Annotated in this window: 21 protein-coding genes and 1 pseudogene; 12 read left to right on the top strand and 10 right to left on the bottom strand. The window is 36.9% G+C overall.

Annotated features, from left to right (window positions below; genetic code table 11):
* The first annotated feature begins 32 nt into the window (after nt 1–32).
* The 5 genes and pseudogenes from DJ533_RS04050 to DJ533_RS04030 form a co-directional block, all read left to right on the top strand.
* A complete protein-coding gene (locus tag DJ533_RS04050) occupies nt 33–1,745 on the top strand; it encodes a KAP family P-loop NTPase fold protein (RefSeq protein ID WP_267285738.1) in 1,713 nt (570 codons plus the stop codon).
* Nucleotides 1,746–1,759: 14 nt separating this feature from the next.
* Nucleotides 1,760–2,521 carry a hypothetical protein gene (locus DJ533_RS04045; protein ID WP_109849249.1) on the top strand — a complete coding sequence of 254 codons (762 nt, stop codon included), beginning with the start codon at nt 1,760–1,762 and terminating at the stop codon, nt 2,519–2,521.
* Nucleotides 2,514–3,836, top strand: a complete 1,323-nt coding sequence (qatC, locus tag DJ533_RS04040) for a Qat anti-phage system QueC-like protein QatC (protein ID WP_065995607.1) — start codon at nt 2,514–2,516, stop codon at nt 3,834–3,836. The genes DJ533_RS04045 and qatC overlap by 8 nt, the downstream gene beginning before the upstream one ends.
* Nucleotides 3,833–4,576, top strand: a complete 744-nt coding sequence (gene qatD / locus DJ533_RS04035) for a Qat anti-phage system TatD family nuclease QatD (protein WP_065995606.1) — start codon at nt 3,833–3,835, stop codon at nt 4,574–4,576. Before qatC ends, qatD begins: the two co-directional genes overlap by 4 nt.
* Before the next feature lie 259 nt (nt 4,577–4,835).
* A pseudogene (locus tag DJ533_RS04030) lies at nt 4,836–5,426 on the top strand (ATP-binding protein); the annotation flags it as partial.
* 118 nt (nt 5,427–5,544) lie between these two features.
* Here DJ533_RS04030 and DJ533_RS04025 read toward each other — a convergent pair.
* Nucleotides 5,545–6,315, bottom strand: a complete 771-nt coding sequence (locus DJ533_RS04025) for a TorF family putative porin (RefSeq protein ID WP_065993354.1) — start codon at nt 6,313–6,315, stop codon at nt 5,545–5,547.
* A 492-nt stretch (nt 6,316–6,807) separates the two neighbouring features.
* Entirely contained in the window at nt 6,808–7,551 is a 744-nt protein-coding gene (locus DJ533_RS04020) for a TorF family putative porin (protein WP_228716510.1), read from the bottom strand.
* Nucleotide 7,552: 1 nt separating this feature from the next.
* Here DJ533_RS04020 and DJ533_RS18620 point away from each other — a divergent pair, with 1 nt between their 5' ends.
* Nucleotides 7,553–7,708 carry a hypothetical protein gene (locus tag DJ533_RS18620; protein WP_171488524.1) on the top strand — a complete coding sequence of 52 codons (156 nt, stop codon included), beginning with the start codon at nt 7,553–7,555 and terminating at the stop codon, nt 7,706–7,708.
* Nucleotides 7,709–7,826: 118 nt separating this feature from the next.
* Nucleotides 7,827–9,101 carry an OprD family outer membrane porin gene (locus DJ533_RS04015; RefSeq protein WP_065993352.1) on the top strand — a complete coding sequence of 425 codons (1,275 nt, stop codon included), beginning with the start codon at nt 7,827–7,829 and terminating at the stop codon, nt 9,099–9,101.
* A gap of 137 nt (nt 9,102–9,238) precedes the next feature.
* Here the strand turns inward: DJ533_RS04015 and DJ533_RS04010 are convergent, their stop codons facing one another.
* The 3 genes from DJ533_RS04010 to DJ533_RS04000 form a co-directional block, all read right to left on the bottom strand.
* Complete coding sequence (locus DJ533_RS04010; RefSeq protein ID WP_065993363.1) at nt 9,239–10,246, bottom strand: HlyD family secretion protein; 1,008 nt, start codon at nt 10,244–10,246, stop codon at nt 9,239–9,241.
* A gap of 86 nt (nt 10,247–10,332) precedes the next feature.
* Nucleotides 10,333–10,527: a DUF1656 domain-containing protein gene (locus tag DJ533_RS04005; protein ID WP_065993351.1), complete on the bottom strand. Its 195-nt coding sequence runs from the start codon at nt 10,525–10,527 to the stop codon at nt 10,333–10,335.
* 2 nt (nt 10,528–10,529) lie between these two features.
* The gene (locus tag DJ533_RS04000) at nt 10,530–12,614 is read right to left on the bottom strand and encodes an FUSC family protein (RefSeq protein WP_065993350.1); all 2,085 of its coding nucleotides are present in this window, start codon (nt 12,612–12,614) and stop codon (nt 10,530–10,532) included.
* Nucleotides 12,615–13,114: 500 nt separating this feature from the next.
* Here DJ533_RS04000 and DJ533_RS03995 point away from each other — a divergent pair, with 500 nt between their 5' ends.
* Both DJ533_RS03995 and DJ533_RS03990 read left to right on the top strand, forming a co-directional pair.
* Nucleotides 13,115–13,942, top strand: a complete 828-nt coding sequence (locus DJ533_RS03995) for an IclR family transcriptional regulator (RefSeq protein WP_065993349.1) — start codon at nt 13,115–13,117, stop codon at nt 13,940–13,942.
* Nucleotides 13,943–14,259: 317 nt separating this feature from the next.
* On the top strand, nt 14,260–14,967 hold the full coding sequence (locus tag DJ533_RS03990; protein WP_065993348.1) for an NAD(P)H-dependent oxidoreductase: 708 nt from the start codon (nt 14,260–14,262) through the stop codon (nt 14,965–14,967).
* 78 nt (nt 14,968–15,045) lie between these two features.
* On the opposite strand, the gene DJ533_RS03985 is transcribed toward DJ533_RS03990, so the two are convergent.
* Nucleotides 15,046–15,669, bottom strand: a complete 624-nt coding sequence (locus tag DJ533_RS03985) for an alpha-ketoglutarate-dependent dioxygenase AlkB family protein (RefSeq protein WP_065993347.1) — start codon at nt 15,667–15,669, stop codon at nt 15,046–15,048.
* A gap of 132 nt (nt 15,670–15,801) precedes the next feature.
* On the opposite strand from DJ533_RS03985, the gene DJ533_RS03980 reads away from it, so the two are divergent.
* Nucleotides 15,802–17,604 (top strand): ABC transporter ATP-binding protein, encoded by a 1,803-nt coding sequence (locus DJ533_RS03980; RefSeq protein ID WP_065993346.1) that lies wholly within the window; start codon nt 15,802–15,804, stop codon nt 17,602–17,604.
* 41 nt (nt 17,605–17,645) lie between these two features.
* Entirely contained in the window at nt 17,646–18,056 is a 411-nt protein-coding gene (locus DJ533_RS03975) for a hypothetical protein (RefSeq protein ID WP_228716509.1), read from the top strand.
* 70 nt (nt 18,057–18,126) lie between these two features.
* Here DJ533_RS03975 and pgsA read toward each other — a convergent pair whose 3' ends face one another.
* From pgsA to DJ533_RS03955, 4 genes are all read right to left on the bottom strand, one after another.
* Nucleotides 18,127–18,714 (bottom strand): CDP-diacylglycerol--glycerol-3-phosphate 3-phosphatidyltransferase, encoded by a 588-nt coding sequence (gene pgsA, locus DJ533_RS03970; protein WP_065993344.1) that lies wholly within the window; start codon nt 18,712–18,714, stop codon nt 18,127–18,129.
* Between the two features lie 107 nt (nt 18,715–18,821).
* Entirely contained in the window at nt 18,822–19,616 is a 795-nt protein-coding gene (locus DJ533_RS03965; RefSeq protein WP_065993343.1) for a thioesterase family protein, read from the bottom strand.
* A 268-nt stretch (nt 19,617–19,884) separates the two neighbouring features.
* Nucleotides 19,885–21,684 carry an excinuclease ABC subunit UvrC gene (uvrC, locus tag DJ533_RS03960; protein ID WP_081406078.1) on the bottom strand — a complete coding sequence of 600 codons (1,800 nt, stop codon included), beginning with the start codon at nt 21,682–21,684 and terminating at the stop codon, nt 19,885–19,887.
* Between the two features lie 92 nt (nt 21,685–21,776).
* Nucleotides 21,777–22,628, bottom strand: coding sequence for a hypothetical protein (locus DJ533_RS03955; RefSeq protein ID WP_065993341.1), 852 nt, complete (start codon nt 22,626–22,628; stop codon nt 21,777–21,779).
* Nucleotides 22,629–22,807: 179 nt separating this feature from the next.
* Here DJ533_RS03955 and DJ533_RS03950 point away from each other — a divergent pair, with 179 nt between their 5' ends.
* Nucleotides 22,808–23,854 (top strand): AAA family ATPase, encoded by a 1,047-nt coding sequence (locus tag DJ533_RS03950; RefSeq protein WP_065993340.1) that lies wholly within the window; start codon nt 22,808–22,810, stop codon nt 23,852–23,854.
* The last annotated feature ends 115 nt before the right edge of the window (nt 23,855–23,969 follow it).

Here is a 23,969-nt window from a genome sequence, read left to right as displayed (position 1 = left end):
AAATTATTATTAATGTTCTTCAGAATCCTCAAATGTTACCTATTTCAATAGGTGTATTTGGGTCATGGGGAACTGGTAAATCTACAATCTTAAATCTAATTCAAAACAATCTAGAACATATTGAAAATCATGATGATTATGTAATTATTAGATTTGATGCTTGGTTATATCAAGGTTTTGATGATGCTAGGGCTTCACTATTAGAGGTCATTAATACTGAAATTTCTAAATTAGTTAAACAAGATGAAAAATTATATGAAAAAGCATTAAGTATTGGAAAAAGAATTAATAAATTGCGAGCTTTAGGTTGGGCTGCTGAAGGGACTGCTTTAGCTTTTGGTGTTCCTACATTTGGTCTACTTTCAAAAGCGATTGACTCTATTGGTAATGGAATCAGCGGTAGTGCTGGGGAAGAAGATGCAAAGAATATTACTGATACTATTAATAAAGGAAAAGAAAGCCTAAAAGATATTCTTAATGAGGAAAAAAGCTCAGCACCAAAAGAGATTACGGCTTTAAAAAATGAATTTGAGGATTTGTTGGAATCTTTGAATAAAAAAGTTATTGTTTTTGTTGATAATTTGGACAGATGTCTTCCAAAGCAGACAATTGAGACACTTGAATCTTTAAGACTATTTTTATTCATGAAGAATACAGCTTTTGTTATTGCTGCTGACGAAGAAATGGTTAGATTTGCTGTCAAAGATCATTTTAATGGGATCGATGAAAGGCATATTACTGATTATCTAGATAAACTCATCCAATTTCCCGTAAAAGTACCTCGTATAAGTACTCGAGAAGTACGTGCCTACTTATTTTTGTTATATGCATCAATCCATCCAATATACGGAATCCAGCAAGAAAAATTGGAGAGTCTTCGCAAAGGACTTGAATCAAATCTAAGACTATCTTGGAAAGATGATCCTATTAAGGTTAACGATGCTCTTGCCCTATTAGATGCAAATGCTGTTAGTACACAAAATCTCTCTACTAATTTTTATGTCTCTGACCGTATAGCGCATCTTCTAGCTGAGAATAAATACATTGAGGGTAATCCAAGAATTGTAAAAAGAATGCTTAATGTTATTAGTACGCGTCAAATCATTGCTAGTGCTAGGCAAATGCCAATTGATATTAGTCTAATCACCAAAATGGCATTATTTGAAAGATGTTGTAATTCAAAAAGTATTTCATATCTATACAATTTAATTAACAGTTCCTCAGATGGTAAACCTAAAATTTTAGAAGAGTTAGAAGAATTAACCAATGATATAGATGGTTTTAAAGGAAAACTTCCTAAGGAATGGGAAGATCATTATGATTTTTTACTAAGCTGGTTTGGCTTGGAACCAAAATTCAAAAATGTAAACCTAAGACCATTAGTATATCTAAGTAAAGAAACCGTGCCTTTAAGAACTGTATCAAAAGGGTTATCTAGTGATGGTGAAACTGCTTTTAATACATTATTAAAAATTAGAAATACTTCTTCTAAAGCAGCACCAGAAGCTATAGGTGATATACCTGTAGGTGAAGAAACATTAGTGATGGATCTAATCTTAGGTGAACTAAGTAAACATAATAATTGGGAGTCAAAGCCAAATGGCTTCATGGGAGCATTTTTATTAGCTAAGGAACTTGAAGAGACTAGACCTCAGTTTATAAGTTTTATGAATACAGTCATGGTTGAAAAAACTCCGTGGTTTAATTTAATGATGAAAAAAGAAAGCTGGTTTCCAAAAAGTTAAGGGGGAGATAAATTATGGGAACATCTACATCAAGTAAAGGTCCACATGGTACATCACCGCTCGTTCCTTCATGGGCAGATAGTGATGGTCAAGGACCAGGTAATAATCAATTAGAACAACGTTTCAGAGGATTTAGAGCAGCCTTAGGACAAGCTGCTTCAGCTGGGGGCGGGAATACAAGTGACCTAAAAAAAGCCCTTGGTCATTATGCAAAGAGTGCCACTGGCGGTAAATCTAACGGAGCTAGAAGATTTAGCTCTATGATAGGAGCTGGAGGTAGTTTATTTGATGCCTTAAGGTCTCTACAGTCAGGCTCAGATACTAACTCTTTAAATATTTCAGATTTACAAGGTCAACCTGTAGATGTCGTAATAGATAAAATTATTGATTCTATTATTGACGTCAATGGAGATTCTGAACGTATTAGAGCGGCAATGAATGAAGCTTTAGCAGAGGCTTTAGATGGATTCTCCACATTCGATTTTTCAAAAATTACTGATGATATTATCGTAGATATGATGATTAACTATCTCACCCAATGTATTTTTGAACAAATTATTTTAGATTCTAAAACAGCATTCGATAAAGCGGATACACCAGAAAAAGTAGAAATGATTGAATCAAGCTTATTGGAGTTAATTAAGACATCAGTGGATTTGAATTTCGGAACTCATTTAGAAAACATCAATACACTTAACAAACAAGACATTGAAACAATACAAAAAAATGCTATCCAAGATATTTGGGGTGAATGGGAGGATCACTTAAATGATTGAACTATATTTTGATACTGACACCACTCAACTACCTGCTTTATCAGACAGTTTGATTCCTGTGCATTTATATGGTCCTCCTGCACAAAATGGGGAATATGCAAGTATTGGTCGCCCTTTATTAAATGAAATAAAAAGGATTAAAGAGGATTTAGATGAAACAGCACTAGATTTCTTGACTATAGCAATGGCTATTACAGCAGCCGATACATTTGTTGAGAGAAATAAACAAGCTGAGGATGGATGGTGTCGAGAGTTTAAGCTTTCAATTCCTCTTATCAATCCAAGTGTATGGATTCCGCAAATTGAGTTGTTGAAAGAAATTTTGCACTTTTTGAGTGGTGACTTGTGGCATTTTCAATTTAGGACAGGGAATTTTGTTTGGCCAGATAAGATCAAACGCGGCCGTAAAATACCTTTGGTTGGGCATGACTCTGCATGTCTTTTTTCAGGTGGCTTAGATAGTGCTATTGGTATTATTGATTTAACTTCAAAAAAAATTAATCCAGTGCTAATTAGTCATGCCTATGCTAGGGATAAATCTAAACAAGATAATCTGTATAATTTATTGGGCTTAAAAAATTCAAAATTTCAAGTTATTGCATATCCAAGAAAGGCTGGTGATATTCCAACTGATGTGCAAATGCGTACTAGGAGCTTTAACTTTATTGCTTTCGGTACATTAATCAGTACCGCAATAAGCCAACATTATCAAGCAGGCAAATTAACGACCTTATACGTTCCAGAAAATGGTTTGATTTCAATTAACCCACCCCTTACTCCGCGTCGAATTGGTTCACTGAGCACTAGAACAACGCATCCTCATTATATGAGTTTATTAAACGAATTGTTTCATCGAGTGCATTTACCTGTGATTCTAGATAATCCTTACCAATTTATGACTAAAGGAGAGATGATGAAAAACTGCTCAAATACTATAGTTTTGGAGCAGATAGCTAAAGATACGGTGTCTTGTGGTAAATGGAAAAGGACTGGAATTCAGTGCGGGAAATGCGTTCCATGTATAATAAGGAGAGCTTCGTTCCATTCAGCCGCGATGCCTGATCAAACAGTAAATTATGTTTATAACGATTTGGGTTTAGTAATAAAGGATCCAGACAATCGCGATGATCTTATGTCAATGATTCTAGCTATTAGAAAATTGAAAAAGGTAAAAAATCCTAAAATTTGGATCTCTAAGTCAGGAGCACTGCCTACTGATTTAAAGATCAGAAGGCAAATTTTAGACACAGTGGTTCGAGGATTTAAAGAGGTCGAAGACTATTTAAAGTCACAATCTTTAGGTGTTAATATTTGATTTACCCTTACATTGATTTTCATTGCCATTTAGATTTATATGATGACCCACATGCTGTAGCCAAAGCATGTGGAGATTCTAAAAGCTATATATTATCAGTAACCACAACGCCTAAAGCGTGGTTTGGCACTGATAAACTAACTCGTCATAGTTCAAGAATCAAAACAGCATTGGGTTTACATCCGCAGCTAGCTCATGAACGTTATGACGAACTTGCGCTATTTGATTCATTAGTTAATCAAACTAGATATATTGGTGAAATTGGGCTAGATGGCTCCCCTAACTTTCGAAATCATTGGGAAATCCAAAAAAAGGTTTTCTCACATATTTTGAAAAAAGCCAACAACGAATCACCTAAAATTTTAACCATACATAGTCTTAGAGCAACACGGCCTGTTATAGAACTCCTAAGTGAAAATTTTGATAATGGTATACCAGTGCTACATTGGTTTACAGGCAACCTTTCTGAGTTAAGAGAGGCCTTGAAAGCTGGATGCTGGTTTTCAATAAATGAGCGAATGTTGAAAACAGAAAAAGGGAGACAATTAGTAAAACATATACCTAAAAATATGATCCTTACTGAAACTGATGGTCCTTTTATCGTGAAAACAGGTACACCTTTACTACCAGCTCAGGTTCAACCAGTTATTAATGAGCTTGCAGATATATGGGAAGTCGATGCCAATGAAGTTGCTGCTCAGATCTATGAAAACTTTAAGCATCTCTTAATCAACAATTAATATAGAATGATCATATTTGATGTGCGCTGAGATAACAGGAGACTTTTACTTGGAGCTTCTATGTTACTAAGCTATAAAAGTCCTCTGTTATTTGATTTCGTATCTTAAAATTCAAACCCTTTTAAATTCTGCTTTGATTATAAACAAGCATATTATGACTACAATATTGACCTCATCCCTTCTAACGTTCTAATTATTTATTAGGTACTGTTACGACCTGAATGCTATGTATATTTTGACAATTCTATTTTATATTAGGGAAATACCTGAGTTTGACCGAAAGGTTTTGGAGGTGTTACGGCAACCTTTGGAATCTAGAGAAATTGTCATTTCTAGAGCTTCACGACAAATTACCTTTCCTGCCGATTTTCAACTGATTGCTGCCATGAATCCTTGTCCATGTGGTTATGCGTTTAATCAAGACAGTCGTTGCCAATGTTCAACTGAAGCAATTAAGCGTTATCAAAATCGTATTTCAGGACCATTACTAGACCGTATTGATTTACATATCGATGTGCCGCCTTTAAAAGCACAAGAGTTACAAAGTACAGGAAATGTCGAAAACTCAACAACTGTCAGAGAACGGGTTTTACAAGCGTATCATTTTCAAATCCAACGACAAGGAGTCAGTAATCAAAGTCTGTCACCACAACAACTTGAAGCACATGCCCAGCTCAATACAGCCTCTAAAAATATGTTGGAAATCGCACAACAACGTTTAAATTTATCCGCACGTGCCTACCATCGGATTTTGCGTGTGGCACGTAGTATTGCTGATTTATCTCAAAGTGCTGATATTGAAACTGCACATTTAAGTGAAGCATTGTCTTATCGTCAGCAAGAAGCTTAAACAGAATAAGTAACTTTAAGATTAAAAAATAAAAAATCCCTCCTCTTGTGCAAGAGAGGGATGGAGAAGATATTTTTATTTGCCACTTATTTTTATGATGTTTTTTATTTTTTTGTTCTTAGAATGCTTTGGTTAAAGTAAACACTGTACCTGTTTCCAAGCCTCGTTCAGTTTGATGGTCTAAACCCTCTGTATCAATATTTGTACAGACAGCAGCCAATTCGGCACTTAGACCTTGTACTGATTTAAAAGCGTAATTCACCGCCACTTTCCAGTCGACATAATCATCTGTGCCATCTGCTAAAACTGCTTTATCCATGGTGGTATAGCCTACATTTGCCAAAGCACCAAAACCTGTATCTGCAATCGGTGCAGAATATCCCACATTTACATTCCAGCTTTTACCACCCACGTCTGCCCAGTCATCTGTATAGTTGACATTGGTCAGTAAACTGCTGCCTTTCACCCCAACATCCGCAATAGTCAGTTTGATATATCCTTCCGTCCAGTTAAAATCCTCTGTTGCACTTGGATAGTTATAGACCACCGCCCCAATATCCAAAGTCGATTTAAAGTTATCTGAAATATTTAAAGGAATTAAAACACCTACCGATGGGTCAAGCTCTAAATGTGGTTCAGATACACCAAAATTCACATTTGAACCAAAGGCACTAAAATATACCCCTGTCTTATGTGCTAAAGTAAAACTTGCTTGCACAGCAGGGTCTGACAAGGTTTGCGTCATCCCACGAAAGCGATAATCGCTGGTCACTGCAGCATTACCTGCAAAGCTTAAACCTAATTTTGATAATGTTGTATCTTCAGCCATAGCCATACTTGTGCTTAGTGCCAACATCCCGAATGCTAAAAATTTAGTGGTAAATTGCATGTCTAGTACTCCCCCATCATTCGATGTTTATTTTGCTTAGATTTGTTAACTCATTTGATATTTAGCAATTGCTATGCCAACCTGATTCAAAAGGCGTTATTTATTTTTATAAATTTAAATAAAATAATTATTTTCAAATATTTGAAATAATTAAAAATATAAAATTGAGGCTGTCACTGAGTAATCTTATATTCTGAAGATTCATTTGTAATATTCATATTGAGCATAAAAAATTCATGGAGTATTTATAAAAGCGAGCAAGTGATTATGAGGAAATATTTAATTTTATATTTAAATTACAATTACTTATAAATTTTAAAGTTTAGTTTTTAAATATTGATTTGAAATTCCCCCCTAAAAGTAAAAAAACTGTCACATTTTTAAGCATAATTTAATTTTTCAGTTCTGTAGCGCATAAAAAAAGTGCATTTCCGTTGAGAAATACACTTAATCCAACTATTTTAAAATTTAAAGTTCAAATAATAAATCTGCTTAGAAATGATAATTTAACCCAAAAACCACATGATTATCAAAGTCTTCACCTAAGCGATCTTCACCCCCTAATATATAGTCCAATGATGCAACCACGCTAGATTCGGCAAGGCTTTTGCTCAGCCCAATACGTGCTTCATTAAAAGCAAAGTCTTTAGTTGTTTGGACAATCTCATCATCACGACCGCTGTTGTAAACAGAGCCACCCACAGAGGCATTTAAAATAAAATTTTTAGGCAATGGATGATTATAAGCTGCACTCAAGTACATATCTCCAGCATTACCAAAAGAAGCATCCGCCAGTAGTACAGAGGCAGCAAAAGTGAATTCTTTATAGGCAAGTTCGCCTAACACATCAAAAGCAGTGGTTTTACGTTTATGCGCATCTGCATAAACCGTTCCCCCATGCTGATAGATATATGCTGTGGCTTGTAAGTTATAGCTTAAATCGGCGTTGATTTCGTCCCCATAGGCGATATAAAGATCATGTTCAAAGCCATGCGTACGATTTTCATCTGTTGCATCATAATCAAGCGTTGAGCCCCAATATCCCACACTAACTCCACTTTTATGGGCATACTCTAAAGCTGCCTGGAATGCCACATCATCATTTTCGACTCCACCGCGATAGATATATTTAGACACTGCACCAAAATCGCCAGATAAAATACCATTTGAGGTCACCAATGCGGTATTTTCAGCATAGATTGAAGTAGAAACGAAGCATAACAATGGCAAAGCCATCATGTTTTTGAATGAAAATATTGTCATTTTTGTGGGATATGTACACAGGGAGAAAGAGAGCAAAATTCTACTGCTTTTTACAACTTTTGGTAAATTATTCAATGATTTTTTGATTAAAAGCTATACAGGGCTTGGCATTAAGCCAAAACAAAAATAACAGTCATATTCTTAAAAATAACAAAAAAATTGTTACAAATACTAGTTTTTTTGTAAATAAAATATACAATTCACGCAGTTTAAATATTTTGAAACAAATACAGTAAGAGGCAAGCCGAATGCTAACCCCACATAAACTTACATTAGCAGTGCTCATTCAGGCTGCTCTTCTTTCTTCTGCTTATGCAAGCGAACAAAGCGAAGCAAAAGGCTTTGTCGAAGATGCTGAAGGATCAGTTTTATTCCGTACTGGTTTTATTCATCGTGATAAAAAAAATGGCAATCCAGATCAAAGCTCTTATGCACAGTCTGCTATTGTTGAATTAAATTCTGGTTTTACCCAAGGTGTTGTTGGTTTTGGCGTAAGTGTATTGGGCGATGGCTCAATCAAACTCGGTTCAAATAACAATGCTAACAATAACATGATCCCAAAACACAATGATGGTTCAGCATATGACCATTGGGGACGTGGTGGTGCCAATGTAAAAGCACGTTTCTCTAACACGACTGTTGTTTATGGAACACAAGTGCTTGATTTACCTGTACTTGCAAGCAATACAGGTCGTATGGTTCCTGAATACTTCGAAGGTACATTGCTAAAAAGTCGTGAGATCAAAGGCTTAGAGTTAACCGCTGGTAAATTCACTAAAAATCAAATGTCGGATCAAATCAACAGCGATGGCAATGAATTAGATAGCGCGATCGTTTGGGGTGCAAAATACAAATTTGATGATCAACTCAGTGCAGCGTATTTTGGTTTAGATTCTAAAGATGCTTTAGAACGTCATTATGTTAATGCCAACTATAAACTTCCACTTGCAGACCAAAGTTCTTTAACATTTGACTTTAGTGGTTATCACACAGAGTGGGATAAAGACGCAGACACTTATTCATCTACTATTGGTAATAGCGATGTTGATGGTCGTAGCAATAACATTTGGGCATTATCAAGCGCTTATAACCAAGGACCGCATACTCTAATGTTGGCTTACCAACAAAATACTGGTAACACGGGTTATGACTACAACATGAATGCTGATGGTTTCCAAAGTATTTATCTACCAAACTCATATTTGTCTGACTTCATTGGTAACCATGAAAAATCAGCGCAACTGCAATATAACTTAGACTTCGGTGGTTATGGCGTACCTGGTTTAAATTGGACAACTGCATTTGTTTATGGTTGGGACATTAAAACCAATGGTGTAGATGATGCACAAGAACGTGAATTCTTTAACCAAGTTAAATATACCGTTCAAAATGGTTTTGCTAAAGATGCCAGCTTACGTGTACGTCATTCTTATTACCGTGCAAGCGATGCTTACCAAGACACTTACATTGGTGACACCAATGAATGGCGTTTATTCTTAGATATTCCTGTTAAATTATTTTAATTTTTAGCTCTCTAAAAGACTTAACCCACATTGCGATGTGGGTTTTTTTATCACTGCATAATTTGATATCACAATGTATTTCCCAATAAAAAACAATCTGCTCATTCAAATATTTTTCTTCGAATAACGTCAATATTTTATGATTGGGCTTTTAAAATATGCACGGTCGCAGTACGCCCTGCCACGAAAGCCAAAGAATCATGAGGCACTTCATCCAAGACAATTTTAACAGGCACACGTTGCGCCAAACGTACCCAACTAAAAGTTGGATTTACATTGGCTAATAAACCCGATGAAGTGGTACGTTCACGATCTTCAATTCCTGAGGCAATTCCTTGCACATGACCTTTATATTTTACTGAATCGCCCATTAACTGTACAGAAGCAGGATCACCCAAATGGATCTTATTTAATTTCGTTTCTTCAAAATATCCCACAACATACAACTGCTTACGATCAAGCAAGGCAGCAACTGCTTGCCCCACTTTGACATAATTCCCTGCACGCATATCAAAATTGGATAATGTACCATCGGCTGGTGCAATCACTTCAGCACGATGCATATTTAACTCAGCCAAATGTAAATTACTGGTGGATGCTTCAACCAATGCCTTTTGCTGTTTAATATTGGCTTGTGCTTGCTGAATCGCTGCTTGAAATTGTTGATGCTCTGCATGCGATTGGTCACGTACTGCAAACATTTGATCTTGTTCTTGTTTTGAAATTGCACCATCCATTAAATCAGAATAACGGCGTGCATTTTTATCTGCAAGCTGAAGATTGGCTTGTGACTTAATTAAACTGGCTTGTGCTTGCGCAAGTCCTGCTTCTGCTTCTGCTAAGCCTGATTTGGCTTTGGCTAAATCAGATTTGGCTTGTTCAACATCTAAAGTTTGACGCGCAAGGTCGATTTTAAATAACGGCTGTCCTTTTTTTACGGTCTGATTGTCTTGCACTAAAACTTCAGTAACCAAACCTGCGATATCGGAAGACACCTGAATCACATCTCCACGTATACGCCCATCACGTGTCCAAGGCTCGGCATTATAATAATTCCAAATATGCCTTGCACATAAAATAGCGATAATAACCACAATCACCAAAGAAATAGGTTGTATTATTTTACGTAGATCAAACGTTTTCATTTCAGTTATCCAATCATCAAATTTTAACACACGGTTTAGCCAACAATTTTGAGTAGAACCCAATCTCTCCTTTATGTATTCATGATCTAAATAAACAACCAATGAATGAGCCACAATAAAATCAAATACACAGCGAGATTAAAAATACTCGGTAATGCAATCCAGTCCTGTTCAATCAAACGGTCGGTACCCAAACACACCACTCGCCATACGCCATACGCCATCACCGCTTGGATAAGAAAAATAGGCACGTAAACACCATAAACATTCAGTTCTCCCATTTTTACACTCCAACTAAAATTGCTGAATTTTCAGCAGTTACCGTGGGGATATGACATATACTATTTCGAATATTATTAATAGAAATTTCAATACGATGCCGTATATCTTCATCCCCTAAGCTTTGGGCTTGCTCAAGGATTTGATCGAGTTGTCGCACAATAGAGGTAAATAGTTGCTGATCATTTTTCCCTTTTTCTTTTAAGCCAAACCATTGATTTAAGTATTTTTGTAATTGAAAAATCGAAGCAACTACGGGCGACTCTGTAGAGAGTTTTTTAACCAACTCTTGTAAACGGGTTAAATCAATCACAGCACTCGATTCAATCAAAGCAGCATTAATTTCTGCACTTAAATGTTCAGATTGCACCTGTTTGGTATTTAACACACCGATACGATCCAACATACTCCGCAGATGAATCCGAAAGCCCGTTCCATAATCCATCCAAATGCTTTCTCGTAGCGCTTTATAATGTAATGCCAAAATCCGCTGCACGGCCATATCAGGCGACATGGCACGTACCATATGCACCACACAAATCGAAATAATTGGACCAATGATGGTTCCGAGGGAAAAGTCCAATACTAAATTTGGGTCCATAAAATAATGATTTTGAACATTTGATCCCATCACCGTGCCCATAATCAAAGGTAGACCAAAACCGTTTAAAGGCGGATGCAAAAATAACAATAAACAGAACATTAAAAATGGTGCAAAAACCAATACCAATTCAAAAAATGAACTGACCTGTGGAAATATGCCGAAGGCATAGATAAAAACAAATACCGCTGCTACCGTTGTCGCTTGAATAAACATTTTTAAAGCAGGCACAGGATTATCTAAAAATGTCAAAATACACGCACTGATTGCTGCCATTTCCGCCATCATGAAGCCATATTTCCAACCGCTTAAAATCCAAAAAGCACAAGCAATCAGAATAGTGAGAAAAGCAGAAATACCGCCCCGAATTGCCACGCCATAATCACGATGTAAACTTGGATAAGTGGTTGTCAGACTGACCACAGACTCAGGTAAGTTTGTTTGTCCATTTTGAATAGATTGCCAAATTAAACGTACCGTTTGCACATTTTGGATACAGTGACGAATGTCCATTTTCAAACTCCCCAAAACAATACGCTGCTGTGCTTTGGCATGTTTCACAATCTCATCAAATGTGCGATCAAAATTTGTTGGTAAATGTTTTAATTGATCTTGCTGAATCGTATGATGAGCCTCTAAGAAAGCATCCACCTGTTGATGAAAACGCTGCAAATACTGACGATATCCCAAATCAATTTCATCGAGCTGCTTAATCCTTTCAGACATCGCCACCAAGTTTGCAAGCAACATGGTCATTTGATGGAGTAACTCTTGCAAAGGCTTGGTCATTCCCTTAAGTTTTGATTTTTCATAACTTAAATGAATCGCCATGGTGTGAATATCAGTCGTATCACGAGTAATACTTGCCAATAACTGCGTATAGTTATCCTGATGTTTCGGGTCTGACAAAATCGCATCAAAAACAGTTTTAATATCTTTTAAGCTTTTGCTCACTCGCATTTCCACGACAGGACCAATATTCATAGGAAAAATTGTCGTAGTAACAACAGCACTACACACGACGCCTAGAGAAATTTCGAGGAAACGCCCAAGTGCCATATCAAAGATTGAAACAGTTTCAATATAAAAAACTGCATTAAAACAAATAATAACAGCGGTATAGCCTGCCAACATCGTAATATAACTACGTGGCGTACGATCTAACAAAGATATATACAAACACAGTGCTACCCAGCTCGCCAAAACAAAACTAAATAGCCACGGCGTATTAATCAAATAAGGCGTAACAGCGACAGCAAAACATGCGCCACCTAAAGTCCCCAAAATCCGATAGATACTTTTTGAGGCAGTCATCCCTGAATACGGATTAGCAATCACAAAGACCGTACCCATCGCCCACATCGGATAACTCAAGTTCAATGAAAATGCGATATATAAAGCCAGCATGGCTGCAATAAAGGTTTTAGTTGCAAAAATCCAATCTAATTTATTGGGTCTAAAAGCCAATAACTGTCGAATAAATAACATCATCATCCTTTATTTGCTAAATGCCAGTGAATACGCCTCTCTACGTTTTGTATCAGCCACTCAAGCACCGCTCTATAAAGCCGAGATCATGAGCCTAAATAAGCAAAACGATGATATTGAATTACGAGGAGGGAAAATATGCTTAACACCACGATCAAAATTTAATTAAAAATAAATTCATGATGAGATATTTTTAAAGTTATTTTTTCAAAAAAAATATTTTTAGTCAATAAAAATATCCAATAGCGATAATACACCCATAAATCAAAGATAAATTTATACAAATATCTTGCCTTGTAGGCATAGACTAGATTTCTCTTATATTTTCAAAAAGAGCAGTTTGGCTTTTTAGATAATGAGGCATACTTTTGGCTAAATTTGTGGTGATTTTCTAAATCAAACAGTTTTATGATTAAATTCAATTTTTTTTCATTTTTTTTTGTTATAAAGTAACATGATAAATTTTCTTTTCTGGTCTATAGGTACTAAGTAGGTAATCAATGGCGCTTTCAAGTTTTGGTAAAATTCTCACCGTATTGGATTTATTCTCGGTGTCACGCCCCGTGATTAATGTTGATATTATTTGTGAAGAATTAAATCTATCAAGACCAACAAGTTATAGATATTTAAAAGAACTCGTTTCAGCAGATATTTTACAGCGCTTGAGTGGTACATCAGGAGACTATACCTTAGGTCCTAAAATTGCAGTGATGGATTATATTTCTAGAACGACTGATCCTTTAGTCCAAATCAGCAAACCTTTTATGCAGGAAATTTCTGAACGCACCGAACTGTGCTGCCTACTCACCCAATTGAATGATCATTATTGTATTGATGTGCATCATGAAGTTTATCGCGATGAAACCTTGCTCACCTATGGTCGTGGCTGCCCTCGTCCTGTCTATATGGGTTCATCACCGAAAGTCATCATGGCGCATTTATCAAAACAGCATATTCAAAATTACTACACTCGCTTTCAGACACAACTTGCAGAAGTTGGCTTTGCGGAGAACGAAGATATTTTTATTCAAAAAATGAAGAAAATCAAAAAACAAGGTTACTATTTTTCTCAAGGTGAGCTTGATCCCAATGTGTCTGGCTTGTCAATTCCCATTAAGTTTTCAAGCAAAGAAGCACCTTTGGCTTTAACTGTTTTAGCCTCAAAAAATCGCTTTGATTTTTTAAATTTGCAAAAGTTAATTGAAACGTTACAAGACTCGGCTGAACAAATCGAAAAACGCTATCAAGCCTTGTCTGAAAATGATCAATTGTCTGAATTAAATCCAACTCCGAAGCATTTTCAAGTCAACATTCAAGGTTCTATTTGATAATCGAAAGAAATTTTACAATTTATAAGATTGTAAAATCACCATAATTCTCATAATATGATTTTGTTCTCCAGCAGTTTATCAAGTTAGCGAAATTATTTTTACGGAAATAATTCGCACTCAGAGGGATGCCAGTTGATGTGTCATGAACTGGCATTTTTTATGTCTGTACTAAAACTCATCTGTGCTAAGCATGTCGAAATTTACCTTGTAGACTTTGAAAATCAATTTTGGGTAATTGGCGATTTAGATCATTTGGTGAATAATTCCAACAAGCAATAACAACAGCACCTATAAAATTTCGGAAAATACAACTCATGAATATTTTGATTGTCCATGCTCATCCTGAGCCACTTTCTTTTACCAATTCCCTTAAAAACACTGCGATTGACGTATTACAAAAACTTGGACATGAGGTTGAAGTTTCTGATTTATATGCCATGGGTTTTAATCCTGTGGCATCTGCTGCGGATTTTACTGAACGTGGTAATCCTGATTATTTAAATTATGCTTTGGAACAGCGTCATGCCAGTAAACATCATGTTTTGGCAGATGACATTCAAACTGAGATTGAAAAAGTTCAAAAAGCAGATCTCTTGATTTTAAATTTCCCCATGTATTGGATGTCGATGCCTGCCCTATTAAAAGGTTGGATTGATCGGGTATTTGTGTCAGGTATTTTTTATGGCGGTAAACGTTTTTATAATCATGGCGGCATGGCAGGTAAAAAGGCGATGTTATGTTTCACATTAGGGGGGCGTGATCATATGTTTGGAGAAACTGCGATTCATGGTGCAATGGAAAATATCTTGATTCCGATCCAACGTGGTACTTTGGCTTATGTTGGTTATGAGGTTTTACCGCCATTTATTGCTTATCATGTACCGTATATTTCACAGGAAGCGCGTGAGCAGATGTTGGTCGATTATCGTCAGCATTTACATAATATTGAGCATTTACAACCGATTGAGTTTGCAACTTTAGAACAGTTTGATGACAAGCTTTATCCATTGGCAAAGGGATAAATTTATAACTCAACTTAAGTGAAATACCTCTCTTTTTATAAGAGAGGTTTTTAGATCATTTGAACATTTCACTTTAAATTAATTTGCATAAAAATATCGAAAAGTTAAATTAATCCTCGGTTGTAAAACCTTGGTGGTTTTTGCTAAACAATGTTTCCAATACTGCTGTGTCTGCCCTCGCATGACAATCAATTGTCCACGCTGTAACTGTAAATCGACCTTTGCAGCGGTGGTTTTATGCTTAAAACTAAACTTTCGGGTTGCACCAAAACTTAAAGAGGCAATCACTGTTTCTAAACCACGCTCAGCCATAAAAACAGGCTCATCATCACTGTGCCATCCCATGCCTTGTGTGCCATCATCATATAAATTGGCTAAACAAGTATTAAATGGATGCCCAACCAGCTTCTCAATATGTTGTTTGAGCCGAAATAATGCAGGCTGCCAAATTTGAGCTTGTTTCACCATGCCTGAGTAACGATATTGATAATGCTCATCGCCATACCATGCAACTTTACGTTCCGTTTGGTGATATTGCCCCAAAATAAACACTTCATCCTGTTGCCACGCCAAATGCTGTAAAAAGTAATTTAAATATTTTTGGCTCTGTTCATCATTCAGGATTAAGCCATAATCTTTTACGATGCCGTCATAAGGTAAAACATTTTCATTTTCTTCAGGCTGAAATAGATCTAGATTCATCGCTATTAACCCTATTTTATTATTATATTTTAATGCAATTTCCTTATTCACAATTCAAAACATTGTAGAAGCTTGTGACAAAATGATTTCAGAATTAGACTAAAATCAGCTTCCCAATAAAAACAAGTGTCTATGAATCTTTGGCAGTTATTTCAAAAATTACGTCCTTTTGTCAGTCCCTATCGTTGGTTAGTCATTGCGACATTGCTTTTGACGCTGATTGGCTCACTCACTGCTCAGGTGAATGCCCTCACTTTGCAATACGCAATTGATAGCATCAATAAATTAGTTGAGGCAGGACAAGGACTTAATGCAGGCTGGCATATTCTGATCACTATCACAGTCATTTTATTAGGTAAAGAAATTATTAGTGCAATTGTACAGTTTGGGCAAAAATTTTATGGGGAAAAGCTGCGAATTTTAGTATCACAAGATTTGGCACAAGGTATTATTGAAAAGTTTCTGACTTATCGTTTGGCTTTTTTTAACGATGATAATAACCAAGCAGGTAAATTACAGACCCGTATTGATCGAGGGATTGGCTCACTGACTCGTTTGGTACAAATATTTTTTATTGATATTTTACCGCTATTTACCAGTGCAATTGTCGCTTTGGGACTGATGTACTACGCCAACTTTTGGGTGGGTTTGGTGGCAACCGCAATTGTACCGATTTACTTTTGGCTGACCTATAAACAAGCGCAAAAACTGGGTGGCTGGCGCAGAAATTTACGTGATGGACGAGAAAAGAAAAGTCAGGGCATTTTAGGCATTATCAACTCGATTACCGTGATCAAGTCCTTTAATCGTGAAGCGATTGAGGCGGAAAAGCAGCTCAAACTACAAAAAGAACTCACTGAAAACCAAATGCATACCCGTCAAACCAGTTTTATATTTGACGGTTTAAAAACGTTTATTGAGCAAATTGGTATTGTATTGATCATTATCCTGACCGCTTATTTTGTCTTGGATGGGCAAATGAGTATCGGCATGATCATGTACCATGTGTTGTTGTTTAATAATGTGTCCGCGCCAATTCGTTCATTGCATCGGATTTATGATGAAGTGAATGATGCAATGATTTATTCAGAAAGCTTCTTCAAAATCCTTGAAGCTGATCATGAAATTGAATCAAGCGGTTCACTAAAACCGCAAATTCAAGGCAAATTTTCTTTGGAAAATGTCAACTTCAGCTATCCAAACGGACATCAAGCACTATACGATATTAACATGACCATTCAACCCAATAAAATTACCGCTTTGGTTGGTTTATCGGGTGCAGGTAAGTCAACTTTGATCAGTTTATTGGATAAATTTTATGTGCCTGAATCGGGCTGTATTCGGTTGGATGGGATTGATTTAGAGGATATTGATACACAATACTTACGTGATCATATCGGTTTGGTATTACAAAAAAATCATATTTTCCAAGGCTCTATTTTTGACAATATCCGTTATGGCAAAACCGATGCAACACTTGAAGATGTGATGAATGCAGCGAAAAAAGCATCTATTCATGAGCAGATTTTAAAGCTGCCGCATGCTTACGATGCCGATGCCTTGATGCTGTCAGGTGGGCAACAACAACGCATCGCCTTAGCACGGATGTTCTTGAAAAATCCACCGATTATTTTTCTTGATGAGCCAACTGCAAGTTTGGATGCCATTGCCGCTGAACAAATTAAGCAGAGTTTGGATGAGATCAAACAAGGGCGGACAGTGATTATTATTTCACACAGTTTATCGCAAATTATTGATGCGGATTATACCTATGTCATGAAAGAGGGACGTATTGCAGAACATGGCGAGCATGATGATTTGTATCATCAAGATGGTGTGTATAAAGAGATTTTTGATGCGATGGCAAAGAGTTTAAATATTGAAAAAATCGCCAAGACTTTTGAAGATGATGCAGAGGAAGAAACGCATAGTTAGAGATTATTTTCATATAAATAGCACAATATTCGAGATCAAAAATGATGTTGAGTGACTTTACACGATTGGATGATTCTAAAAATATGCTTGAATGGTTTTCAGAAAATCCATATCAAGACATTCTTGATTCTGTTGAGGATATGTTTGTTCAGCAATCTGCAAGTACACAACTCCTAGAGTTCAAAATCAGCAGTGAACCTGAATGGCTTACAGGTGGAAGATCAAGTGAGGATCCAAATAAAATCATCTTAGTTCGCAGTGGATTTGCTGCTCATTGTGATTTTTCACTGAAAGATGACAGTAGAATATATGATTTAACAGGTATTTTTACATGGGTTGCCACACATTTAGATCAAATTCCAATCACTAAAATGTGGATGGATTTAGATGGGGATATGCAAACTTTTGGAAAAAATGGCGTATTGGCTGAAAGGATTTATGCACTGGACTAAAAAATAGCTCTGTTAAAAAGCCCTTATTTCTAGAAATAAAGGCTTTTTAAATCTGCAATCTATAAGATGATTAAGGCTGTTTTAAATACGGCCAAGCTGCTTTTAAGTAAATAAACATCGACCACAACGTAAGGATGACTGCGGTATACAATAACGCATAAGCAACCAATTCAAGCGGCTGCCAATTCAATAAAAATACTGTGATCGCAATCATCTGAAAAGCGGTTTTGTATTTACCCACCGTTGAAACAGCAACGTTGGTACGTGCACCTAATTCTGCCATCCACTCACGCAGTGCAGACACGGTTATTTCACGGGAAATAATTACAATCGCCGCAAATGCCATCGCAATACTCGGTTTCCATTGCACTAAAACGATTAAAGCTGCAGCTACCATCAACTTATCTGCCACTGGGTCTAAAAAGCGTCCAAATGCAGAAGTTTGATTTAAAGTTCTAGCCAAATAACCATCAAACCAATCTGTCACCGCAGCAATCACAAAAATTGCAGTAAGAATAACATGACGTGTCATGCTACCTTCATGCCCACCGACCCCAATCGCAGGTGGCCAATATGCAATGATTAAAAATACAGGTATTAACGCAATACGTGCCAGCGTCAAGATATTTGGAATATTCAGGATACGACCTGTAGTCATAGACACCGCCAGTAAGTCCCCTATTTGCCTATGAATAAGGCAAACGATCATGTAGAGTGAAGCTCTATTTGTGCTAATACTTTAAACGATTCACATGAAACTGTCGACTAGACAAATACTGTAACAGTTTGTCTTGCTATCGCAATCAGGCGATTTTCTTGATCCCATAAGTAACTATGTTCAGTTGCATAACCATGCTCAGCATGATCTGTGATCACTTGATATTTAAACCAATCATGCAGTTGGTGTTGCAACGGATGAATGAACGTCACCTGCCAAGTTAAACTACTGGCAGGGGCAGGCTGTTTAAACATAGGCAATACGCCTGGTGGCCAAACATCCATTAGGTTCACAATATCAGCAAGGGTCATGCTGCGTTGTGTATGTCGTTCAGGGTCAAAACGACACCAACCCGCAAAATCAGGTTGTTTACTGGCTGTAATCGGATAACTGCCATGTGTCCAAGCCAGTTGGAAATTTTGTACACATTCAGGAAATGGTAAGTACTTCGGAACAATATGGATCTGATCTAATGTTGGAAAATCAGGTATTTGTGGTTGTAAAGCCACCTGAATCTGTGACTCTCGTTGACTGCCAAAACTGGCAATTAAAATACTTTGTACTGCATCATTTTGCCAAAGCCGAACTTCAATGCTGGTGACAGATTTACCTTGACGTAAAATTTCAGCACTTAACCTTACAGGTGCTTGTTCCACAGGTCCAACAAAAGTGATGCTACAGCTTAATAGCTTTTTCAATGGATCGTTGATCGTGACTGTGGCTTTATGAATCAACATGCCCGCAACCAAACCACCAAAAATGGTGCGCCCTTGTAACCATCCTGCTGGTAATTCAATCCATTCTTGCTGTTCGATCTGAGTAAATAAATCCTTTAATGGCATGATCATTCTCATTACATTTTTATTGCTAGACATCTTGCCTATTTAAACTTTAGTTGTGAATGATCAATGACTGTGGAGTCAATGCACTTTATGGCAAATCATTTTTACAATGGTTCTAAATTCAAAATTAAATATTAAGCCTAAGTACACACATACTCAGTATGTACAACACATTCATCCTTACAAGCAAAGGATGAATCGATATGACACAATCATTCACTGCTATTCGCTTCTTAAATGCATCTAATGATCGATAAGTATGACAACTTTACTCATGCAAAACTTTATAAATCGTTCTCGCCATAACTTCGCCTAAGCCTGGAACAAGCTTTAGATCATTTTCGGAGGCTTTTAACACGCCCTGAATCCCACCAAAATGGGTCAACAAATCTCGACGACGCTTTGGCCCCAATCCAGGAATCGCTTCCAATACTGAGCCACCACGACGTTTGTCGCGTTTCGCCCGATGACGTGTAATCGCAAAACGATGCGCTTCATCACGGATTTGTTGAATCAAATGCAAGGCTTTATTGTCCTCAGGCAATTGAATTTTTGTGCCGTCGGTAAAATGCAATGTTTCTAGACCGGGTTTACGTCCCTCGCCTTTGGAAACTCCAAGCATAAAAGCGTCTAAACCAAGATCTTGCATGACTTCCATTGCCATGTGTAACTGTCCTTTCCCACCATCAATTAAAAGCAAGTCAGGCAACATGGCTTTCTTATAACGTCGGGTTAAGGCTTGGCGCATTGCGGCATAATCATCGCCTGCGGTAATGTCATTGATTGCAAACTGACGATAATCCCGCTTCCTTGCCCCCCCTGCATCAAAGACCACACAAGACGCAATCGTCGCCTCACCCATGGTATGGGAAATGTCAAAACACTCAATGCTATCAATTGGACGGGCGCAGACTTTTTCAAGTTGATGAAAACGTTCATTCAACTCTAAATGATTGGCTAATTTACCTTTAATGGCATGCTGAACATTCATTTCAGCAAGTTCTAACCATTCTGCACGTGTTTCTCGAACATTGGGTTTGATTTGAATTTTCTTCTCAAATTGTTGCTGAAATGCCGCCTCTATTTCTTTTCTATTGGGCAAGTCGACATTAATAATCAACTCATTTGGTACTTCATCGGCGACTTGGAAATAAAAATTTGCCATAAAATCAGATAACATTTGCCCAAGATCATCGCCTAGCATGTCTGGAAAATAACTTTTCCCACCCAACATTTTTCCGTTACGTACATGCATGATCTGGACGCAGGTTACTCCAGCTTGATAGGCAATCGCCAAAATATCTGCTTCGCCTTTGACTTTATAAATCGCTTGCTGTGCTTGTACATCACGCAATAACGCCATACGGTCACGATAAAATACTGCTTTTTCAAACTCTAATTTTTCAGCAGCTTGTTCCATCTTTTGAATTAATTCTTGGTTCAGCTCTTTGGTGTCACCATTTAAAAAACGAATCGAATTTTTGACATCTTCTTGATACTCTTCAGGGCTGATGAATCCAACACAAGGTGCAGTACAACGTTTGATTTGGTACTGTAAACATGGGCGCTTACGCTGCGAAAAATAGCTATTTTCACACTGGCGTACGTTAAATAATTTTTGTAAAACCAATAAGGTATCTCGAGCATTATAAGCACTCGGATAAGGTCCAAAAAATTTACCGGTTTGATGTTTACCTTTGCCACGTCCTGATGCGATGCGTGGATAAGGCTGATCCGCAGAAACGAAAATATAAACGTAAGACTTATCGTCTCGAAGCATAATATTGTAAGGTGGGCGATGCAGTTTAATTAGATTTTGTTCAAGTAATAATGCTTCAGTTTCAGAACGCACCACCAAAGTTTCAATATCATAAATTCGAGCAACCAACGCCTGTGTTTTGGGATGCTCTATCGTTTTGACAAAATAACTGGACACACGATTTTTGAGATTTTTGGCTTTGCCAACATATAACAACTCGCCCTCTTTGCCCAGCATTTTATAAACGCCTGGCAAAGTAGTCATATTGGCTAAAATCTTTTCGATATTTTCTCGTGCGTTTTCGTTCACTGTCTGCTTTTTAAACTTTGGAATATATCAGGATGATGTCGTCTGATCATCCTTTTTTCAAGTCTAAGAAAGTGAATTTTAATCTTCAAAAGCTATGAAACTGGTGTATTTAATTTTTCAAAAGGTTTGTTTACCACTTTGTAAGCAGTCTCATTCATCAAATCACACTTTAACTCACTTGTATTAGGTACTTTATTTTCATGACTTGCATAATAAAGTCCCCAGTAATCTTTACCCTCTATGGTCAACTTCGTATTTGGAAAGTCGGTTAAATCTTTATAACGAATCCATGCAACTTTATTCCAAGTCCCTGTATGCTCAACCTCCGCTTGCGTAAATAGTTCAGAATAATCAGAGCTCATATTAAATTGAATATAGTCTTGATTACTCCTCGAAGATAGCAATTGCCAACACATTGAACCTTTTGAAAAGATATCAGCATCCGTTAAGTCTTTAATGCCTAAGAGCCCTGCTAAAATTAAACCACCTGTACTACTGTACATAATCCGTACAGGATTATTGGCATCGTCACGAATCGCTCGACCCGAGACATCAATTTGTTTATACATTTTTGTCAAAATCAACGGCTTTTTAGGATCAAAATTACTCACCGAATATTGTAATTTTTCACCATCAAACGAGGCATTTTCACCCAAAATATACGTTTTTTCATCTATTTGAGGGGGTGAAGTTGTAGAAAGTCCATCCGCTGTCGCATAGTTTTTAGCAATTCCTTCTGTTGATTCATTTTGAACTAAGAGCTTTTTATCTCCATCTAAATGGTACTTTTTAAAACCTATGCCTATTCCTGAACCATTATCAACAAAAGCATACAACATATTTGGTGCATTCTGTTGATTCGCTTGGTCATCTGAGGCATCAGAACCACCTCCACATGCGGTTAATATGAACGAGCTGGTTGCGATCAATACTATTTTTCTCATTATTTGTTCCACATCACTTATTTTTTTAAACATTATTAATGACTATTCTACGCTATAGGTAAAAAATCTAACAAATTAAAGTGTTCCTTGTAACGATCATCTGATTGTTAAAAGCTATTAGTATCAAAAAATAATTTTGCTATGCTGAGCATGTCGATTGCTCCTAGGTTCAACGCTGAATGACTATTGAAAATGCTGCTATCCATTTCGTCAAATCAACCCTGTCAAACCAAACTCAGTCTGAAAAAAATCATTTGATGGGACAACCGCGTTTTCATTTTGAACCTCAAACTGTCATGCAACATTTACGTCAAAAAATTATTGGACAAGATGCAGCACTGAATGAAATAGAAAAAATGTTACACGTGGTCAAAGCAGACTTTTCTGCACCAGACAAACCACTTTCAGTGACGCTGCTACTTGGACCTACAGGCGTAGGAAAAACCGAAACGGTGCGCTTAATTGCCGAAGCAATCTATGGTCGCCCTGATGCTTTTTGCCGAATCGACATGAACACTTTAGCACAAGAGCATTATGCAGCAGCAATCACAGGCGCACCTCCGGGTTATGTCGGCTCCAAAGAAGGTCATAGTTTATTTGATGAAACTGCCATTGCGGGATCACATACTCGCCCTGGAATTATGCTGTTCGATGAACTTGAAAAAGCATCTACCGAAGTGATTCGTGGTGTAATGAATATTTTAGATACCGGAAAATTGACTTTAACCGCAGGTACCAAAAGCATTGATTTTCGTAATTGCATGATCTTTATGACCAGCAATGTTGGGGCACACGCAGCACAGCACTATTTAGAAAAATTACAATTTTTACCGAAGAAATTACAGGATATTTGTTTAAAACGAGTATCGACCCAAACAGTGATTGAAAAGATGATGTATCGTAAATTTGATCCTGAGTTTTTAAATCGGATTGATCGCACTTTACATTACCAAGCCATTCAAGCAGATACCTTACCTCAGCTCGTTGAGATTGAACTCGCAAAACTGAATCAACGTTTGCAACATCAAAAACGCAGTGTGATGCTCACAGAATCAGCAAAAGCTTATTTTTATCAAAAGCATGATATTCGTTTTGGCGCACGTCATTTAGCTCGCAAAATGCGAACTGAGCTTGAACCGATTTTAGCGATTTATTTTTTAAAGCATCCTGAAAAAATGATCCTCAATATAGATGCTGATACAGAAAAATTACTGTTAAAAGACTAAGTCGCTGATAATTTAAAATCGCTTTTTGGATATTTTATAAACAATCCTATGCTAAAAAACGCTCCATTGTTGATGAAAGTTGAATTTCTTCAGTCTATTCCTAATGATTTTCCTT

The sequence above is a fragment of the Acinetobacter defluvii genome (assembly GCF_001704615.3).
Taxonomy (GTDB): Bacteria; Pseudomonadota; Gammaproteobacteria; order Pseudomonadales; family Moraxellaceae; genus Acinetobacter; species Acinetobacter defluvii.
Note: the sequence above shows the minus strand (reverse complement) of the source record. Positions and strands in the feature narration are given on the sequence as shown.

Bases quoted from the DNA above. Each gene is read 5' to 3' on its own strand.
- DJ533_RS04050 (WP_267285738.1), top strand. From the start codon at position 33: ATGTTACCTATTTCAATAGGTGTATTTGGGTCATGGGGAACTGGTAAA.
- DJ533_RS04045 (WP_109849249.1), top strand. From the start codon at position 1,760: ATGGGAACATCTACATCAAGTAAAGGTCCACATGGTACATCACCGCTC.
- qatC (WP_065995607.1), top strand. From the start codon at position 2,514: ATGATTGAACTATATTTTGATACTGACACCACTCAACTACCTGCTTTA.
- DJ533_RS04025 (WP_065993354.1), bottom strand. From the start codon at position 6,315: ATGCAATTTACCACTAAATTTTTAGCATTCGGGATGTTGGCACTAAGC.
- DJ533_RS04020 (WP_228716510.1), bottom strand. From the start codon at position 7,551: ATGGCTTTGCCATTGTTATGCTTCGTTTCTACTTCAATCTATGCTGAA.
- DJ533_RS18620 (WP_171488524.1), top strand. From the start codon at position 7,553: ATGTTTTTGAATGAAAATATTGTCATTTTTGTGGGATATGTACACAGG.
- DJ533_RS04015 (WP_065993352.1), top strand. From the start codon at position 7,827: ATGCTAACCCCACATAAACTTACATTAGCAGTGCTCATTCAGGCTGCT.
- DJ533_RS04010 (WP_065993363.1), bottom strand. From the start codon at position 10,246: ATGAAAACGTTTGATCTACGTAAAATAATACAACCTATTTCTTTGGTG.
- DJ533_RS04005 (WP_065993351.1), bottom strand. From the start codon at position 10,527: ATGGGAGAACTGAATGTTTATGGTGTTTACGTGCCTATTTTTCTTATC.
- DJ533_RS04000 (WP_065993350.1), bottom strand. From the start codon at position 12,614: ATGTTATTTATTCGACAGTTATTGGCTTTTAGACCCAATAAATTAGAT.
- DJ533_RS03995 (WP_065993349.1), top strand. From the start codon at position 13,115: ATGGCGCTTTCAAGTTTTGGTAAAATTCTCACCGTATTGGATTTATTC.
- DJ533_RS03990 (WP_065993348.1), top strand. From the start codon at position 14,260: ATGAATATTTTGATTGTCCATGCTCATCCTGAGCCACTTTCTTTTACC.
- DJ533_RS03985 (WP_065993347.1), bottom strand. From the start codon at position 15,669: ATGAATCTAGATCTATTTCAGCCTGAAGAAAATGAAAATGTTTTACCT.
- DJ533_RS03980 (WP_065993346.1), top strand. From the start codon at position 15,802: ATGAATCTTTGGCAGTTATTTCAAAAATTACGTCCTTTTGTCAGTCCC.
- DJ533_RS03975 (WP_228716509.1), top strand. From the start codon at position 17,646: ATGATGTTGAGTGACTTTACACGATTGGATGATTCTAAAAATATGCTT.
- pgsA (WP_065993344.1), bottom strand. From the start codon at position 18,714: ATGACTACAGGTCGTATCCTGAATATTCCAAATATCTTGACGCTGGCA.
- DJ533_RS03965 (WP_065993343.1), bottom strand. From the start codon at position 19,616: ATGCCATTAAAGGATTTATTTACTCAGATCGAACAGCAAGAATGGATT.
- DJ533_RS03955 (WP_065993341.1), bottom strand. From the start codon at position 22,628: ATGAGAAAAATAGTATTGATCGCAACCAGCTCGTTCATATTAACCGCA.
- DJ533_RS03950 (WP_065993340.1), top strand. From the start codon at position 22,808: ATGACTATTGAAAATGCTGCTATCCATTTCGTCAAATCAACCCTGTCA.